Origin of the sequence: Nocardioides sp. zg-1230, assembly GCF_013155335.1 — a bacterium.
In the GTDB taxonomy this organism is placed as follows: Bacteria; Actinomycetota; Actinomycetes; order Propionibacteriales; family Nocardioidaceae; genus Nocardioides.
Map to the genome: position 1 here is coordinate 560408 of NZ_JABJQZ010000004.1, position 14239 is coordinate 574646.

17 protein-coding genes are annotated in these 14239 nt (G+C 72.5%); 10 read left to right on the top strand and 7 right to left on the bottom strand.

Going from position 1 to position 14239, the window contains the following annotated elements; all coding sequences use genetic code 11:
* Positions 1-22 precede the first annotated feature (22 nt).
* The 4 genes from HOO61_RS14590 (at position 23) to HOO61_RS14605 (ending at position 2952) form a co-directional block, all read left to right on the top strand.
* On the top strand, positions 23-964 hold the full coding sequence (locus HOO61_RS14590) for a DUF222 domain-containing protein (RefSeq protein WP_172259583.1): 942 nt from the start codon (positions 23-25) through the stop codon (positions 962-964).
* Positions 965-1105: 141 nt separating this feature from the next.
* The gene (locus tag HOO61_RS14595; RefSeq protein WP_172259585.1) at positions 1106-1465 is read left to right on the top strand and encodes an HNH endonuclease signature motif containing protein; all 360 of its coding nucleotides are present in this window, start codon (positions 1106-1108) and stop codon (positions 1463-1465) included.
* A 96-nt stretch (positions 1466-1561) separates the two neighbouring features.
* Positions 1562-1825, top strand: coding sequence for a hypothetical protein (locus HOO61_RS14600; RefSeq protein ID WP_172259587.1), 264 nt, complete (start codon positions 1562-1564; stop codon positions 1823-1825).
* Between the two features lie 56 nt (positions 1826-1881).
* Positions 1882-2952: a phosphotransferase gene (locus tag HOO61_RS14605; protein WP_172259589.1), complete on the top strand. Its 1071-nt coding sequence runs from the start codon at positions 1882-1884 to the stop codon at positions 2950-2952.
* A 40-nt stretch (positions 2953-2992) separates the two neighbouring features.
* Here the strand turns inward: HOO61_RS14605 and HOO61_RS14610 are convergent, their stop codons facing one another.
* Positions 2993-5296, bottom strand: a complete 2304-nt coding sequence (locus tag HOO61_RS14610) for an ATP-binding protein (protein WP_172259591.1) — start codon at positions 5294-5296, stop codon at positions 2993-2995.
* A gap of 171 nt (positions 5297-5467) precedes the next feature.
* On the bottom strand, positions 5468-5944 hold the full coding sequence (locus HOO61_RS14615; RefSeq protein ID WP_172259593.1) for a GNAT family N-acetyltransferase: 477 nt from the start codon (positions 5942-5944) through the stop codon (positions 5468-5470).
* A 23-nt stretch (positions 5945-5967) separates the two neighbouring features.
* Here HOO61_RS14615 and HOO61_RS14620 point away from each other — a divergent pair, with 23 nt between their 5' ends.
* On the top strand, positions 5968-6480 hold the full coding sequence (locus HOO61_RS14620; RefSeq protein WP_172259595.1) for an HIT domain-containing protein: 513 nt from the start codon (positions 5968-5970) through the stop codon (positions 6478-6480).
* Positions 6481-6490: 10 nt separating this feature from the next.
* Here HOO61_RS14620 and HOO61_RS24935 read toward each other — a convergent pair whose 3' ends face one another.
* Together HOO61_RS24935 and HOO61_RS24570 are read right to left on the bottom strand one after the other, a co-directional pair.
* A complete protein-coding gene (locus tag HOO61_RS24935) occupies positions 6491-7606 on the bottom strand; it encodes a N(5)-(carboxyethyl)ornithine synthase (RefSeq protein ID WP_367650186.1) in 1116 nt (371 codons plus the stop codon).
* Complete coding sequence (locus HOO61_RS24570; RefSeq protein ID WP_301539046.1) at positions 7603-7737, bottom strand: hypothetical protein; 135 nt, start codon at positions 7735-7737, stop codon at positions 7603-7605. Before HOO61_RS24570 ends, HOO61_RS24935 begins: the two co-directional genes overlap by 4 nt.
* A 71-nt stretch (positions 7738-7808) precedes the next feature.
* On the opposite strand from HOO61_RS24570, the gene HOO61_RS14630 reads away from it, so the two are divergent.
* From HOO61_RS14630 to pdxS, 3 genes are all read left to right on the top strand, one after another.
* Positions 7809-8582 (top strand): inositol monophosphatase family protein, encoded by a 774-nt coding sequence (locus HOO61_RS14630; protein WP_172259599.1) that lies wholly within the window; start codon positions 7809-7811, stop codon positions 8580-8582.
* Positions 8583-8591: 9 nt separating this feature from the next.
* Entirely contained in the window at positions 8592-9215 is a 624-nt protein-coding gene (pgsA, locus tag HOO61_RS14635) for a phosphatidylinositol phosphate synthase (protein WP_172259601.1), read from the top strand.
* Between the two features lie 64 nt (positions 9216-9279).
* A complete protein-coding gene (gene pdxS, locus HOO61_RS14640; RefSeq protein WP_172259603.1) occupies positions 9280-10188 on the top strand; it encodes a pyridoxal 5'-phosphate synthase lyase subunit PdxS in 909 nt (302 codons plus the stop codon).
* Between the two features lie 18 nt (positions 10189-10206).
* Here pdxS and HOO61_RS14645 read toward each other — a convergent pair whose 3' ends face one another.
* Genes HOO61_RS14645 through HOO61_RS14655 form a run of 3 tightly spaced genes read right to left on the bottom strand, consistent with a single transcriptional unit; the run spans position 10207 to position 12677 of the window.
* The gene (locus HOO61_RS14645; RefSeq protein WP_172259605.1) at positions 10207-10605 is read right to left on the bottom strand and encodes a glyoxalase; all 399 of its coding nucleotides are present in this window, start codon (positions 10603-10605) and stop codon (positions 10207-10209) included.
* Entirely contained in the window at positions 10602-11480 is an 879-nt protein-coding gene (locus tag HOO61_RS14650; protein WP_172259607.1) for an AraC family transcriptional regulator, read from the bottom strand. Before HOO61_RS14650 ends, HOO61_RS14645 begins: the two co-directional genes overlap by 4 nt.
* A 54-nt stretch (positions 11481-11534) precedes the next feature.
* Positions 11535-12677 carry a serine hydrolase gene (locus tag HOO61_RS14655; protein WP_172259609.1) on the bottom strand — a complete coding sequence of 381 codons (1143 nt, stop codon included), beginning with the start codon at positions 12675-12677 and terminating at the stop codon, positions 11535-11537.
* On the opposite strand from HOO61_RS14655, the gene pdxT reads away from it, so the two are divergent.
* Positions 12676-13320 carry a pyridoxal 5'-phosphate synthase glutaminase subunit PdxT gene (pdxT, locus tag HOO61_RS14660; RefSeq protein WP_172259612.1) on the top strand — a complete coding sequence of 215 codons (645 nt, stop codon included), beginning with the start codon at positions 12676-12678 and terminating at the stop codon, positions 13318-13320. The two genes, HOO61_RS14655 and pdxT, sit on opposite strands and share 2 nt — an antisense overlap.
* A 37-nt stretch (positions 13321-13357) precedes the next feature.
* Complete coding sequence (locus HOO61_RS14665) at positions 13358-14143, top strand: YebC/PmpR family DNA-binding transcriptional regulator (RefSeq protein ID WP_172259614.1); 786 nt, start codon at positions 13358-13360, stop codon at positions 14141-14143.
* The last annotated feature ends 96 nt before the right edge of the window (positions 14144-14239 follow it).

Below are 14239 nucleotides of genomic sequence, written 5' to 3' on the forward strand. Positions count from 1 at the left end.
GGCGATGCGCACAATCGAACACATGAGCGAAGCGCTGGCAGGGCCGCAGGTGGGTGGGGTCGAGGACCTCACCGCCTCCGGTCTGCTCGCGCTCGCCCGGGACCAGAAGGCGACCGAGGAGCGGGCCGCGGCGGGCCTCCTCGAGACAGCTGCTCGGTGGGCTGACCTGCATCCGCCGGAGTCGATCCATGACGCCGCGTCGTTCACCGTGTCGGGGTGGGAGCACGAGGAGCCCATTGCGGGTGAGGGTGCGCCGTTGGTGGCGGAGTTCTGTGTCGCCGAGCTCGGCGGCGTGCTCGGGATGTCGTCGACCGCTGCGAAGAAGCTCATCGGCCACGCGCTCGAGCTGCGTCACCGCCTGCCCCGGCTGTGGGCGCAGGTCCACGCCGGCCAGGTCCCGGCCTGGAGGGCCCGAGCAGTCGCCGAGACCACGATCCACTGCTCACCCGCCCTGACGCGCAAGGCCGCTGGCTTTGTGGATGCGCAGGTCGCCGCGGTCGCCGGGCGGGTCGGGCCGGCGCAGCTGGACCGGCTGGTCGCGGAGGCGATCAAGTGCTACGACCTCGCCGAAGTTGATCCGAGCCAGGATCCGGAGGACGGCCACCTCCACGTGGACCCGCGTCACGTGACGGTCGACACCGAGGACGTCCACTACGCCGGGACGATGCGGGTGGAGGGCGAGCTCGACATCGCCGACGCCCTCGACCTCGACCGCGCGCTCGCGCAGGGGGCGGCGGAGCGCAAGGCGCTCGGGTCGACCGAGTCGCTGGACGTGCGCCGCGCCCAGGCCCTCGGTGAGCTCGCCCGCACCCAGACCGCGCTCGACCTCCACAGCCAAGGCGCCGACGTCACGAAGGCCGAGGACGGCCTCCCCGTTGCACGCGAGGTCGTCGTGCACGCCCACGTCGATGCCGGCTTCTCGGGCGACGCCACCGTCTTCGGGCCCACCGGACGTCTCGAGTAAGGCCAGCGGCTGCTCCTGCTCGAGCAGGTCCGCTCCTGGTGCGCCGACTCGCGGACCAAGGTCACCATCAAGCCCGTCATCGACCTCAATACCCCGCTCCACACCGACGCCTACGCAGTGCCGGACCGCATCCGCGAACAGGTGGTTCTCCGCGATCGCACCTGCGTCTTCCCCTGGTGCACCCGACCCGCCCGACGCTGCGACATCGACCACGTCATCCCACACGACCCCGACGCCGCAGCCGAGGGCCGACCCCAGCCCGGCCCCACCCACACCGACAACCTCGCCGCGCTGTGCAGGTTCCACCACCGGCTCAAGACACACTCGCCGTGGCGCTACGAGATGGTCGCGCCCGGAGTCTTCGAGTGGACCAGCCCGCACGGGCACCGCTACCGCCGCGACCACACCGGCACCCGCCCGATCGACGACTCGGGCGCACCCGATGCCGCCCCACCCGGTCCAGCCGACGTCCTACGCATCCCGCGACCCCGACGACCATGACCCCGCCCCACACCCCGCCAACCACCCGGTGACGGGGCGGTCGGGGTGTCCTGAGGCGGCACGGTCGCGCATCGGGCTCGGCTACCGTCGTCGGCCGTGACGTCACCCCACGAGCTCCTGCACGACTATCTCGCAGCCCGCGGGCTCCCGATGCCCGACGGAACGAGCGCCCGCAAGGTCGCCGAGGAGGCCATCGAGCTGGTCGAGGAGTGCGGGCGGGAGGCTCCAGACCGCCTGAGGGTGATGCACGAGGTCGCAGACGTCGTGCTCGCGGCCACGGTGGTCGCCGAACACCACGGCTTCACCGTCGAGGTGGCGATGCGGGTCAAGATCGGCCTCGACACGGGGCGCGGACGATAGGCCCCGCTCGCGCGCCCCACCACGTCCCGGCACGCCCGCGGCGGCACACTGGCCGGATGGACGAGGAGCTGAGGAGGGCGTCGGCGCGCGCCATGGGGTTCGAGTCCTGGGACGAGGTCGTCACTCTGAGCGGTGGCCGGGGCGGTGCGTACCTCGCGTCGAAGGACGGCACCGCGCACGTGGTGAAGGTCCAACGCCTCGACGACACGCTCCGCGGACGCCGGGAGCGCGCGGCGCTGGTCGCCCTGGGCGGGGCCGCAGGTACGCCGTCGCTGCTGGCCGAGTCCGACGACCCGGCGTTCGTCGTGATGTCCGTGGTCGACGGGGAGGGCAGTCTGGCCGACGCCCTGCTCGGCTCGGACGCGGGCGTGGCCCGCACGGTCGTCGTGAAGTGGGCCGAGGCGCTCGGCGCGGTGCACGCCGCAGGCAGCAGTCCCGACGTCCGCCGGGCGTTCGCCGACGCCCTCGCGGACCGTGCGCCGGACCTCCCGGCTCGGGTCCTCGCTGACGACTTCGCCCATGCGGCGGAGCAGTACGCCGCCGCGCTCGACGACCTCGACCTCCCGCCCCACACCCGCGCCCTCGACGAGCTCCGAGCCCTCCCCGAAGAGCTCGCCGACGACGACCACGAGGTGCTCAGCCCGGCCGACACGTGCCCGGACAACAACGTCGTAGGTGCCGACCGGGTCCGCCTCATCGACTTCGAGTTCGCCGAGCTGCGCCACCGCGCCTGGGACGTCGCCTACCTCCTGGCGCCGTGGCCGAGCTGCTGGTGCGCCTGGACGCTGCCGGACGAGGTCGCGCGGGACGGCATCGCCGCCTACCTCGCCGCCGTCGGTGACGCCGTACCACCGCAGCAGCTGGCCCGCGACCTCGAGGTCGCGACCCTGGGGTGGCAGGCGATGACCCCGGGCTGGTTCATCGCCGGCGCGCTCGAGGACGACGATGCCGAGGCAGGGTCACGCCGCCCGGCGCGGCGCGCGTTCGTCCTGCACCGGCTGGACGCCGTCGCTACCAGCACGTCCCACCCGCACCTGGCCGCGATGGCCGCCGACCTCGCCGAGACGCTGCGCGGTCGCTGGGGCGACGTCCGGCTGGACCTCGCCCCCGCCTTCCGGCAGCGGTGACAGGAGGGCCGCCCGCCGCCGGCCCACCCCCTGGGGCCAGTCAGGGCGCGAGCGGCAGCTCGACGGTGACGGTCGTCCCGGCATCGACGTCGCTGGTGATGGTGATGGTGCCGTCCTGCAGGGCGACGAGCCGTTGGACGCTCGCGAGCCCGAGGCCGGTGCCCGAGTCGATCTCGGCTAGCCGCCCCCGCTCGAACTGCTGGAAGATCGAGCTCAGGTCGCGCGGGTCGATGCCGCGGCCGTGGTCGGCGATGCGCAGCACGCCTGCATCGGTGCCCAGCTCGCAGGTCAGGACGATCTCGCTGTCAGCCGGTGAGTACTTCAGGGCGTTGAGGAGGAGGTTCGCGAGGACGCGCTCCAGGGCCGCTGGATCGGCGACCACCCGGACCGCTTCGTCGGCGTCGACCTCGACGCGCGACGTCTCGGCAACAGAGGCGAGATCAGCGACGACCTGCTGGGCGAGGACCGTCATGTCGACGGCACGAAGGCGGACGGGACCCAGCCCCGAGCGGAGCCTGGCGAAGTCGATCAGCTCCTCGACCATGCCCAGCAACCGGTTCGTGCTGGACTCGACGCGGTCGACGAGGTCCCCCAGCTCCTGGGGATCAGCGTCCTTCGCCAGGTCGGCGAAGCCCTGGATCGCGGTGAGCGGGACTCGGACGTCGTGCTCGAAGGAGTTGTAGAACGAGTCCTGGGCGTCCTCCAGCTGGTGTTGCTCAGTGAGGTCACGGACCAGCTCGACGAATCCGGTGACCTCGTCCTCGTCGTCGTGCGCCGCGCTGAGGTGGACGTCTGCCCAGAACTGGGATCCGGCCGCGCGGACCCGCCAGCCGTTGTGCCAGCAGCTGCCCCCGGTCCGTGCCCGTTCGAGGAGCCTCTCGGGCAGGCCCGCTTCGCGGTCCTCAGCGGGGTACAGGATGGAGCAGTGTCGTCCCAGCGCCTCCTCGGAGGTGTAGCCGGTGAGCTGCTGGGCGCCGGCGTTCCACGACGCGATGGTCCCGTCGGGGTGCAGGGTGATGATCGCGTAGTCGCTCACCGCGTCGACGACGAGGCGGAGGTGGTCCTCGCTCTCGCGGAGCGCGGCCTCCAGCGTCGTCATGGTCGTGACGATCGATCGCAGCGGCGCCTGCAGCTGGCGACTCAGCTCGGCGGCCGCCTCCGGTCCGCGCGCCCCGGTGAGCTCCCAAGCCCCTGGTCCGGCGGCGAGCTGGGCACTGAGCCAGGCGCGGTCCATCGCAGCGCGGGCCCGGTCCGTCTCGGCCGCCATGCGGTCCAGCGCGGCGGCACGTCGGTCGGGGAGACCCAGGTCGCGCTGCGACGGCTCGTCCTGGGGGTCCGCCAGGAAGGAGCGCAGGCTGGCGGCGCGCTCCCGCTCCTCTGCCGCCCGGTCACGGAGCTCGGCCCGGCAGTCACGTTCCTCGGCAGCGGCGAGGATCGCCTCCACCTCCACGGAGCGGCCGGGTGGGCCGACGCGCCGCGTCGTGTCAGCTGCCGCCGCTGCGTCCCGGGCAACCCTGGCGACTTGCTCCACCCGGGCCTCGACCTGCGCCGCGGCGTCCGCGGCGGTCGCGGCGGCCAGCTCGCGCTGGGTATCGGCGGCGGCGGCGACGTCGCGCTGGACGGCGGTCTCCTCAGCCGCGCGCTCCTCCGCCACCTGCTTGGCTGCAACGAGCTCGGCTTCCCTCACCAGCTCGGCGGCCTGCCTGGTCTCCTCGGCGGCGGTCTCGGCGGCGGCCTGGACGGCTGCCTCGACGAGCTCGGCCTCGGCTGCGTGGTCGATCGTCGTGCCACGTTCCACGGCATCGGCGAGCCGAGCCGCCGCCAGCTCTGCGGCCTCCCGGACGCGGTCGGCTGCCGCCTCGGCGCGCAGCCGTACGGCGGTGGCCGCCTGCTTCGCATCGGCCGTCACGGTCTGCGCTGCCGCGTCCGCCGCTGAGGCCCGAGCCACTCTCGCGACCTCCGCCGCGTCGGCCACGCGATCCGCGGCCTCCTTCACGGCCGCGGCGGTCGCCCGTGCGGCCTCGGCGGCCTCGGCGGCCACGTCCTCGAGCGCCTGGGCGACAGCTTCCGCGACCACCCTGGCGACCGCCGCCCGAGTCTCGGGATCGATCGCGGTAGCGCCGTCGTGCACGTCGGGCGATCCGCCGTCGCTGGAGTCCTGGACGGCGTCCGCATCGAGGTCGCGGTCAGGGTGCAGACCCGATCCCATGACCACGACCTCCGAGCGGAGATACCTGCGGTGACCGCCCGGAGTGTGGATGGCGACGAGCTTCCCTGCCCGTGCCCAGGCTGTCACGGTGGTCGGATCGACATCGAGAAGCTCCGCGACCTCGGTCGCGGTCATCAGCTCTGCCTGCTCGGCAGGATCCACTGTCAAGGACCGCCTCCCCGGTCGCCCCTCGCCCAGCCACGACGGCGCGCGGGGTTCGGAAGCCACGCAGGCGCGACCAGGTGACTTCACGGTACGCCGTACCGCGAACGCTGACCACCGACCGGACTCCTCGGTCGCCCCAGGTCAGAGGGCCTTCACGTACCTGCGGCACGGCGAGACGAAGGTCTCCCCGCCGGCGGTGACCTCGTAGGGCAGGTCGCCGGCGTCCGACCAGCCCTGCCGCTCGTAGAACCGGCGCGCCCGCGCATTGCCCACCACGACCGCCAGCCAGGCTGAGGCGTGGCCGTCGGCAGCCACTCGGCGCTCGGCCTCGGTGAGCAGCTCGGAGGCCAGGCCCGTCCCGCGACCGGCGGGTGCGACGAACACCTGCTCCACCTCGTCGCCCACCACCATCACGAAGCCCAGCAGCGTGCCGTCGTCATCCACCGCGACAGCGGTGTCCGCCACCCGCGACGGCGTCCGCTCGCGGAACGCCGCCAGGGTGCGCGCGGCGGTCAGTCCCTCCGGCACGTGCCCGGCGTGACCGTGGTGCCAGCCCTCGTGCCACAGGTCCGCGACTGCGGCCATGTCGGCGTCGCTGGCCGGTCGGATCGACCTCATGGCTCCACCCTAGGATCGCAGCCATGAGCGACGGGACGAGTGATGACGGCCTCGAGCGGATCTGGACGCCCCACCGGATGGCCTACGTCCGCACGGCCGTCGACGACGAGGGCTGCCCGTTCTGCGCGATCCCGTCCCACCCCGACGAGGAGGCGCTGGTCGTCGCGCGCGGCGAGTCGACGTACGTCGTGCTCAACCTGCACCCCTACAACCCCGGGCACCTGATGGTGCTGCCCTACCGCCACGTCGCCGACCTCACCGAGCTCACGGCGGAGGAAGCGGCCGAGCTGATGGCGATGACGCAGCAGGCGCTGCGGACCGTGCGACGGGTGAGCCGGCCGCACTCCTTCAACGTCGGGCTCAACCTCGGCCGGTCCGCCGGCGGCTCGCTGTCCGAGCACCTCCACCAGCACGTGGTGCCGCGCTGGACCGGCGACGCCAACTTCATCACCGTGGTCGGCGGCACCAAGATGCTGCCGCAGCTGCTCGAGGACACCCGCGAGCTGCTCGCCGAGGAGTGGTCGCGCACCGCCTAGCGACGTGAGGTCAGCGCCCCTGGAACGCCGTGATCGCCGGGTTCTGGATCCTGCCCTCGCGGATCTCGATGGCGCGACTGATCGTCTCGTCTCCGTCCCATGCCGCTGGTCCCCTGAGCACGGTCTCGATGAAGGGGAGGAGCGCCTCGCTGTTCTCCCACGTGGCCGAGTCCCAGAGGTAGGACGGGCTGTGGTCGACGGCGTAGTAGTGCACGCGGTCGGCGACGGTGAACATCGGCTCGTCGAACGTCGTCGGCACGGCCCAGGAGAAGCCCATGCCCTCGTCGCAGGACACGTCCACGATGAGGCTGCCCAGCCGGAAGTCGGCCAGGTCCTCGGTGCGCAGGTAGGTCAGCGGCGCCGCGGTGTCCTGCAGCGTGCAGTTCACGACGATGTCCGCCTCGGCCAGGTAGGGGGCCAGGGGCATCCGTCCGCGCTCGGTGATGACATGGGTGACGACCGGGTCGTCGGGGTGGTGGTCGAACTGCCGGATCCGCACCGAGTGGATGGGTGAGCCCACCGCAGCAACCCCGCGGGTGGTGAGCACCACCACCTCGTGGACGCCGTGGGCCTTCAGGGCGGTGACCGCGCCGCGCGCGGTGGCGCCGAACCCGATGACGACCGCACTCAGTCGGCGTCCGTAGTCGCCGGTGATGCCGACGAGCTCCATCGCCTGCAGCACCGTGCAGTAGCCCGCGAGCTCGTTGTTCTTGTGGAACACGTGGAGTCCGACGTGTCCGTCCGTCGTCCAGTGGTTCATCGCCTCGAAGGCGATCAGCGTGAGCTCGCCGTCGATCGCGAGCTGTGTCATCGCCCGGTCCTGCACGCAGTGCGGCCATCCCCAGAGGACCTGACCGGGATGCATGGCCGCGACGTCGTCGTGCTGCGGCTTGGGGAGCACCACGACGTCGGAGTCCCTGAGGATCTCCTCACGCGACGCAAAGCCGGCCACGTGTGGGGCCAGCACGTCGTCGCTGATGCCGAAGTGGGCGGCGTACCCGTGCTCGAGCGTCGTCCTGGCCGCAATCTCGGGAGCAAGGCGAGAGAGGTGTTCGGGGTGCAGCGGGAGCCGGTGCTCGTTCTCCTTGGCGGACGTGGCGATGACGCCGAGGCCGAGGAGGCTCACTTCTTCTTCGGCATCAAGGGCTCGGCGGCGTCGTTCTTGCCGGCCGCCTTGGCGTGCTTCTCGGCACGCTTCTCCTTGATGGACTTCCCTGACTTCTTGGACATGCCCTGCCGCGGCGACTTGTCGCTCATCGAGGCTCCTCAGTAGGAAGCCTGGATGGCTCCGTCCTGCCACAGTACGCCGCGGCGCTAGCGTGGCGGCCATGGATCACCCGCGCCTGGCCGCAGACGCTGCCCTCGCCGCCGACCTCGTGCGGGAGGCGGCACTGCTGGCCGCCCGGATCCGGCAGGAGGGCCTCGACGTCGAGCGCAAGACCAGCGGCTCCGACATCGTCACCCAGGCCGACACCGCGGCCGAGCGGCTGATCGTGCAGCAGCTCACCGCCGAGCGCCCCGACGACGCGATCGTGGGCGAGGAGGGCACGTCGAAGCCCGGCTCGTCGGGTCGTACGTGGGTCATCGACCCGGTCGACGGCACCTTCAACTTCTCCCGCGGCAGCGACTGGTGGTGCACCGCCATCGCCCTGCACGACGAGGACGACGTGCTGCTCGGCGCGGTCCACCACGCCGCCAGCCTGCGCACGTGGGTCGGAGGCCCCGACCTGCCGAGCACCTGCGACGGCACCCCGCTCGCCCCGCTCCCCGACACGCCCCGCGAGGAGCGCTGCGCCGCGACCTACCTGCACCCGCCCTTCTTCGCCAGCGAGGTCGGCGAGGCGTTCACCCGCGCACTGGGCCGGGTCGGCACGTTACGGATGTTCGGCTCCGGGACGATGGACACGATGGCCATCGCGTCCGGCCAGTGGGACGTGCTCTTCCAGCACTCGGTGGCCGACTGGGATCGGCTCCCGGGGGCCGCGATCATCCGCGGCGCGGGCGGCGAGTCCGTCGTCGTACCCGCCGCGGGCGTCGACTGGACGGTCTCCGGCGCGCCGTCCGCGGTGGCGGACGTCCGGGCCGCGCTGCTGGACCGGTAGCCTGCCGCCGTGCTCGACAGGTTCAAGCAGTTCTGGCAGGGCGTCATGCTCGCGCCCTTCGTCAACCTGTTCATCCGCCTCGGCATCAGCCCCGACGTCGTGACGCTCGTCGGCACGCTCGGGGTCAGCTTCGGCGCCCTGTTCTTCTTCTCCCAGGGCTGGGTGTGGCAGGGCGTCCTCTTCATCACCGCCTTCGTGTTCAGCGACCTCGTCGACGGCGCGATGGCCCGCAAGCTCGGCCGCAAGGACGACTTCGGCGCCTTCCTCGACTCCACCCTCGACCGGGTCGCCGACGGCGCGCTGTTCGGCGGGCTGGCGCTCTATTTCGCGTGGCACGCCGAGAGCCACCTCTATCTCGTGCTGTGCCTGGTCGTCCTGGTCATGGGTGCGGTGACGTCGTACGCCCGGGCCAAGGCCGACCACCTCGGCTACGACGCCAAGGTCGGCATCGCCGAGCGGCCCGACCGCCTCGTGGGGATGCTCGTGCCCGCCTTCTTCGCCGACCTCCTCGACCTGTGGATCCTGCTCGAGGTCGCCCTCTGGGCGCTCGCGGTCGCGGCGACCGTGACCGTCGCGCAGCGCATCTGGGTCGTACGTCGCCAGGCGCTGGCGCGCGCCGCGGCACAAGGCTGATCAAGCGATCGACCACCGTGCTCCCGGTGCATCCTTTCGGATGAGGCCGCACTACGATCGGAGCATGGCTGAGCACACCCCCCAGACCCCCATCGAGCACGGCACGAGCCGCGTCAAGCGCGGCATGGCCGAGATGCTCAAGGGCGGCGTCATCATGGACGTCGTCACCCCCGACCAGGCCAAGATCGCCGAGGACGCCGGCGCCGTTGCGGTGATGGCGCTCGAGCGGGTCCCGGCCGACATCCGCGCCCAGGGCGGCGTGTCCCGGATGAGCGACCCCGACATGATCGACGGCATCATCGAGGCCGTCTCGATCCCGGTGATGGCCAAGGCCCGCATCGGCCACTTCGCCGAGGCGCAGGTCCTGCAGTCGCTCGGCGTGGACTACATCGACGAGTCCGAGGTGCTGACCCCGGCCGACTACACCAACCACATCGACAAGTGGGCCTTCACCGTCCCGTTCGTGTGCGGTGCGACCAACCTCGGTGAGGCGCTGCGCCGCATCACCGAAGGCGCGGCGATGATCCGCTCCAAGGGCGAGGCCGGCACCGGCGACGTCTCCAACGCCGTCATGCACATGCGCACCATCGGGGGCGAGCTGCGGCGGCTGCACAGCCTGTCGGAGGACGAGCTCTACGTCGCGGCCAAGGAGCTGCAGGCCCCCTACGAGCTGGTCAAGGAGGTCGCGGCCGCGGGCAAGCTGCCGGTCGTCCTCTTCACCGCCGGCGGCATCGCCACCCCGGCCGACGCCGCGATGATGATGCAGCTCGGCGCTGAGGGCGTCTTCGTCGGCTCGGGCATCTTCAAGTCCGGCAACCCGGCCCAGCGCGCCGAGGCCATCGTCAAGGCCACGACCTTCCACGACGACCCCGACGTGGTCGCGAAGGTCTCCCGCGGCCTGGGCGAGGCCATGGTCGGCATCAACGTCGACGAGATCCCGCAGCCGCACCGCCTGGCCGAGCGCGGCTGGTGACGCCGCGCCGCGGCGGGCTCAGCCCCGCCGCGGCTCCCCGGCGTACGTCCCGAAGGACCACTGGTTGCCCTCCGCGTCCGTGACGCGGACCTCCCTGCTGCCGTAGTCCCGCTCGACGACGGGCGAGGGGTCGAGCCCCGCCTCGACGGCCCGGCGGTGCACGGCGTCGACGTCGGAGGCGACGACGTACGCCGCCGTGGTGCCGGGCTGCTGCGTGAACGGGCCGTCCGGCTTGTGGCACCCGAGCATCACCCCGCCGCCCTCGGGCCAGTCGAGCTGGGCGTGCTGCACGACGCCCGCCTGGTCACGGTAGGCGGCGGTCTCCTCGAAGCCGAGGGCCACGAGCGTGCGGATGACGAGGTCGGGGTCGTGGGCCTGCAGGGCGGGCCAGACGGCGGTGCGGTGGTGTTCGCTCATGCCGACGATGCTGCCGCGGCGCCGGCCGGAGCGCCTTGGACATTTGCGAACTCCGCGGCGAGCCAGGCCGACGGCCCGAGCCCGGCGAACTCGTGGAAGTCCCGCACCAGGTGGGACTGGTCGTAGTAGCCCGTCCGGGCGGCCACGTGCGCCAGCGACGAGCCGGCGGACGCCGCGGCGACCACCTCCCGGCGCGCGGTGTCGAAGCGGGCGAGCCGCTGGAGCGTCTTGGGGCCGTGGCCCGTCTCGGCCGTGAGCAGCTGGGTCAGCCGCCGGCGGCTGTAGCCCACCGAGTCGGCGACGTCTGCGACCGCCCGGGGCGCCGGGCCGGTGAGCAGCCGCCACGCCTCCTCCACCTCGGGCCGCGGGTCGCTGGGGGAGGTGCCACGGTCCGCGCGGTCGAGCAGTCGCAGCAAGAACCGGCTGACTGCGGCGTACCTCCCAGGCCAGTCGGGCGCCGCGTGCAGGTCCTCGACCACCCGGTCGACCTCGTCGCCGAGCAGGTCGCCGGCGTCCCAGCTCGCGACCGGAAGCTCGGCGGCCGGCACGCCCAGCAGGCGCTGCACGCCCACCGGGCGGAGGGTCAGCTGCACCCCGGCCCACCTGCCGGGCTGCTCGACCATCGCTGCCCGGGTGTGGAGCCCGCCGAGGCTGACCCACTGCGCGTCGCGCACCCCGTCGCTCCAGGCCTGCTCGGTCGGGGCGGTCCGCAGCGGCTGGTCGAGGCTCAGCACGAGGGTCAGCCCTGCGGACGGCAGCCCCCGGTGCACCCCGGGCGCGAGTCCGTCGGCGGAGTAGCCGTCCATCGCGACGACGTGACGGGCGAGCGGCGCCGGGACCCGCGCCGCCGGCAGGTGCTCCCACGCCCCGACCATCCGTCGAGTGTGCCGCACCCTCCGGCGCGGCGTCACGCCCCGGTGCAGGTCGGGTCAGCGCACGGCGCGGGTCAGCACGCGGGCGGCGTTCGTGAAGCCGTACGCCGCCTCGCCGGGCTGGGCGGGCAGGCCCAGGCGGACCACCATCGTGCGCGTCGTCGGGTCGACGAGCAGCACCTGCCCGCCGAAGCCGAGAGCGGCGAAGACCTCCTCCGGCGCCGACGGCGCGAGCTGTCCGGACACTGGGCGCAGCGGCTGTCCCTGCGCGTCGACCGCGTCGGTCGCGCCGCGGAGCGCACCGGGACGGTTGAGCCACCACAGGTAGCCGTATGCCGCGTTGTGCACCGTCGAGGACCGGCCGACCGCGCGCCTGACGTAGCTGCGGTCGAGGAGGCGCCTGCCGCCCACCTTGCCGCCGCCCAGGTGGAGCCGGCCCAGCCGGGCGATGTCGAGGCAGGTGGTGCGCAGCCCGTAGAAGACGGCCGCGTCGTCCGCGCGGTCGGTGATGAAGCTGGTGCGGGTCATCCCGAGCGGCTCGAACAGCCGCTTCCTCGCGAAGCGTGCCACCGGCATGCCGGTCGCCCGCTCCAGCACCGGCTCGAGGACCTGGATGGCGGCGTTGTTGTAGGCCCACGCGCTGGCGGGGGCGTGCTGCTGGGGGAGCGAGACGGCGTACCGCGTTCGGCTCCGGGCGGCGAGGAGGTCCGCGTAGTCCGACTGCATCGACCAGTAGCGGCCGCTGTCGTTGGAGAGCAGGTTGCGCACCGTCACCGACTCCGACGGCGTGCCGCGCCACTGGGGCACGTAGGTCGAGACCGGGTCGTCGAGGCGCAGGTCGCCGTCGCGCACCGCGATGCCCACCAGCGTGCTCGTGACCGACTTGGTGATCGAGAAGACCTCGCGCGGCTCGTCGCGTGGGAGCCGCCAGCTCCACTCGCCGGCGAGCCGCCCGTCCCGCACCACCGCGAAGCAGGTGGAGTCCAGGCGGCGGGCCTCGGCCGCGCCGCGCCTGATCGCCCGGGCGCGCAGCCCGAGGCTCGACGGCGTCGCCGCGGGCCATCCCTCCACCGACCGGGGCGCCGGCCTGCTGTCGATGCCGGTGCCCTCCCGATCGACGGCTGCGCCGGCTGCGGTCGGCACGCTGCCGGCGGCGAGCGTGGCACCCAGCAGGACGGCGAGCAGACGGCGGAGCCTCATGGGGCGTGAGCCTACGACCGGGAGGGCGGTCCTAGGATCGGCGATCGTGAATCCGACCATCGGCGTGCTCGCGCTGCAGGGCGACGTGCGCGAGCACCTGGCCGTCCTGCGGTCCCTGGGCGCGGACCCGATCTCCGTACGCCGTCCCGCCGAGCTCGCCGCGTGCGACGGCCTCGTCATCCCGGGCGGCGAGTCCACGACGATGGTCAAGCTGGCCCGGATCTTCGACCTGCTCGAGCCGCTGCGCGACGCCGTACGCGGTGGGCTGCCCGCCTTCGGGACGTGCGCCGGGATGATCATGCTGGCCGACCGCATCGAGGACGGCGCCGTCGGTCAGGAGACCATCGGCGGGCTGCACATCACCGTGCGGCGCAACGCCTTCGGCCGCCAGGTGGACTCCTTCGAGGAGGACCTCCACGTCGACGGCCTGGCCGACCCCGTGCGGGCGGTGTTCATCCGCGCGCCGTGGGTCGAGGCGGTCGACGACGACGTCGACGTGCTGGCCCGGGTGGAGGTCGGGCCCGCCGCGGGTAGGATCGTCGCGGTCCGTCAAGGCCCCCTGATGGCGACCTCGTTCCATCCCGAGGTCGGCAGCGACGGCCGGGTCCACGGCATGTTCGTGGACCTGGTGCGCTCGGCCTGAGGACCGCACAGACGCACAGCGACGGATAGAGGAACTCATGTCAGGCCACTCCAAGTGGGCAACGACCAAGCACAAGAAGGCCGCGATCGACGCCAAGCGCGGCAAGCTCTTCGCCAAGCTGATCAAGAACATCGAGGTCGCCGCGAAGCAGGGCGGCGGCGACCCCGCCGGCAACCCGACTCTCTACGACGCCATCCAGAAGGCCAAGAAGAGCTCGGTCCCCAACAAGAACATCGACTCCGCGGTCAAGCGCGGCTCCGGTGCCGAGTCGGGTGGCGTCGACTACCAGGGCATCTCCTACGAGGTCTACGGCCCGCAGGGCGTCGCCTTCCTCGTCGAGTGCCTCACCGACAACAAGAACCGTGCCGCGATGGAGGTCCGGACCGCCGTCACCCGCAACGGCGGCACCATGGCCGACCCCGGCTCGGTCTCGCGCCTGTTCACCCGCAAGGGGATCGTGGTCGTGCCGAAGTCGCAGGACCACGACGGCACCACCCGTGAGGTCACCGAGGACGACGTCCTCGAGGCGACCCTCGACGCCGGGGCCGAGGAGGTCAACGACCTCGACGAGGCGTTCGAGGTGCAGAGCGAGGCCACCGACGTCGTCGCGGTCCGCACCGCCCTCCAGGACGCCGGGATCGACTACGACTCCGCCGACGTGGAGTTCGTCCCCAGCCTCGAGATCCCCGTCGACGCCGACGGCGCCGGCAAGGTGCTGCGCCTCGTCGACGCCCTCGAGGACCTCGACGACGTCCAGGACGTCTTCACCAACGTCGACATCCCGGCCGACGTGATGGCCGAGCTCGAGACCGCCGACGCCTGACCTCCCGTCCTGGCCGCTGTAACGCCGGGTTGGTACAACTACCCACCCAGATGCATCAGGGTGGGTACAGCAGCCAACCCGGTGTTACAGCCGCGG

Bases quoted from the DNA above. Each gene is read 5' to 3' on its own strand.
- pdxT (WP_172259612.1), top strand. From the start codon at position 12,676: ATGGGGCGTGAGCCTACGACCGGGAGGGCGGTCCTAGGATCGGCGATC.
- HOO61_RS14605 (WP_172259589.1), top strand. From the start codon at position 1,882: ATGGACGAGGAGCTGAGGAGGGCGTCGGCGCGCGCCATGGGGTTCGAG.
- HOO61_RS14655 (WP_172259609.1), bottom strand. From the start codon at position 12,677: ATGAGGCTCCGCCGTCTGCTCGCCGTCCTGCTGGGTGCCACGCTCGCC.
- pdxS (WP_172259603.1), top strand. From the start codon at position 9,280: ATGGCTGAGCACACCCCCCAGACCCCCATCGAGCACGGCACGAGCCGC.
- HOO61_RS14650 (WP_172259607.1), bottom strand. From the start codon at position 11,480: ATGGTCGGGGCGTGGGAGCACCTGCCGGCGGCGCGGGTCCCGGCGCCG.
- HOO61_RS14615 (WP_172259593.1), bottom strand. From the start codon at position 5,944: ATGAGGTCGATCCGACCGGCCAGCGACGCCGACATGGCCGCAGTCGCG.
- HOO61_RS14610 (WP_172259591.1), bottom strand. From the start codon at position 5,296: ATGACCGCGACCGAGGTCGCGGAGCTTCTCGATGTCGATCCGACCACC.
- HOO61_RS14645 (WP_172259605.1), bottom strand. From the start codon at position 10,605: ATGAGCGAACACCACCGCACCGCCGTCTGGCCCGCCCTGCAGGCCCAC.
- HOO61_RS14665 (WP_172259614.1), top strand. From the start codon at position 13,358: ATGTCAGGCCACTCCAAGTGGGCAACGACCAAGCACAAGAAGGCCGCG.
- HOO61_RS14630 (WP_172259599.1), top strand. From the start codon at position 7,809: ATGGATCACCCGCGCCTGGCCGCAGACGCTGCCCTCGCCGCCGACCTC.
- HOO61_RS14620 (WP_172259595.1), top strand. From the start codon at position 5,968: ATGAGCGACGGGACGAGTGATGACGGCCTCGAGCGGATCTGGACGCCC.
- HOO61_RS14590 (WP_172259583.1), top strand. From the start codon at position 23: ATGAGCGAAGCGCTGGCAGGGCCGCAGGTGGGTGGGGTCGAGGACCTC.
- HOO61_RS24570 (WP_301539046.1), bottom strand. From the start codon at position 7,737: ATGAGCGACAAGTCGCCGCGGCAGGGCATGTCCAAGAAGTCAGGGAAG.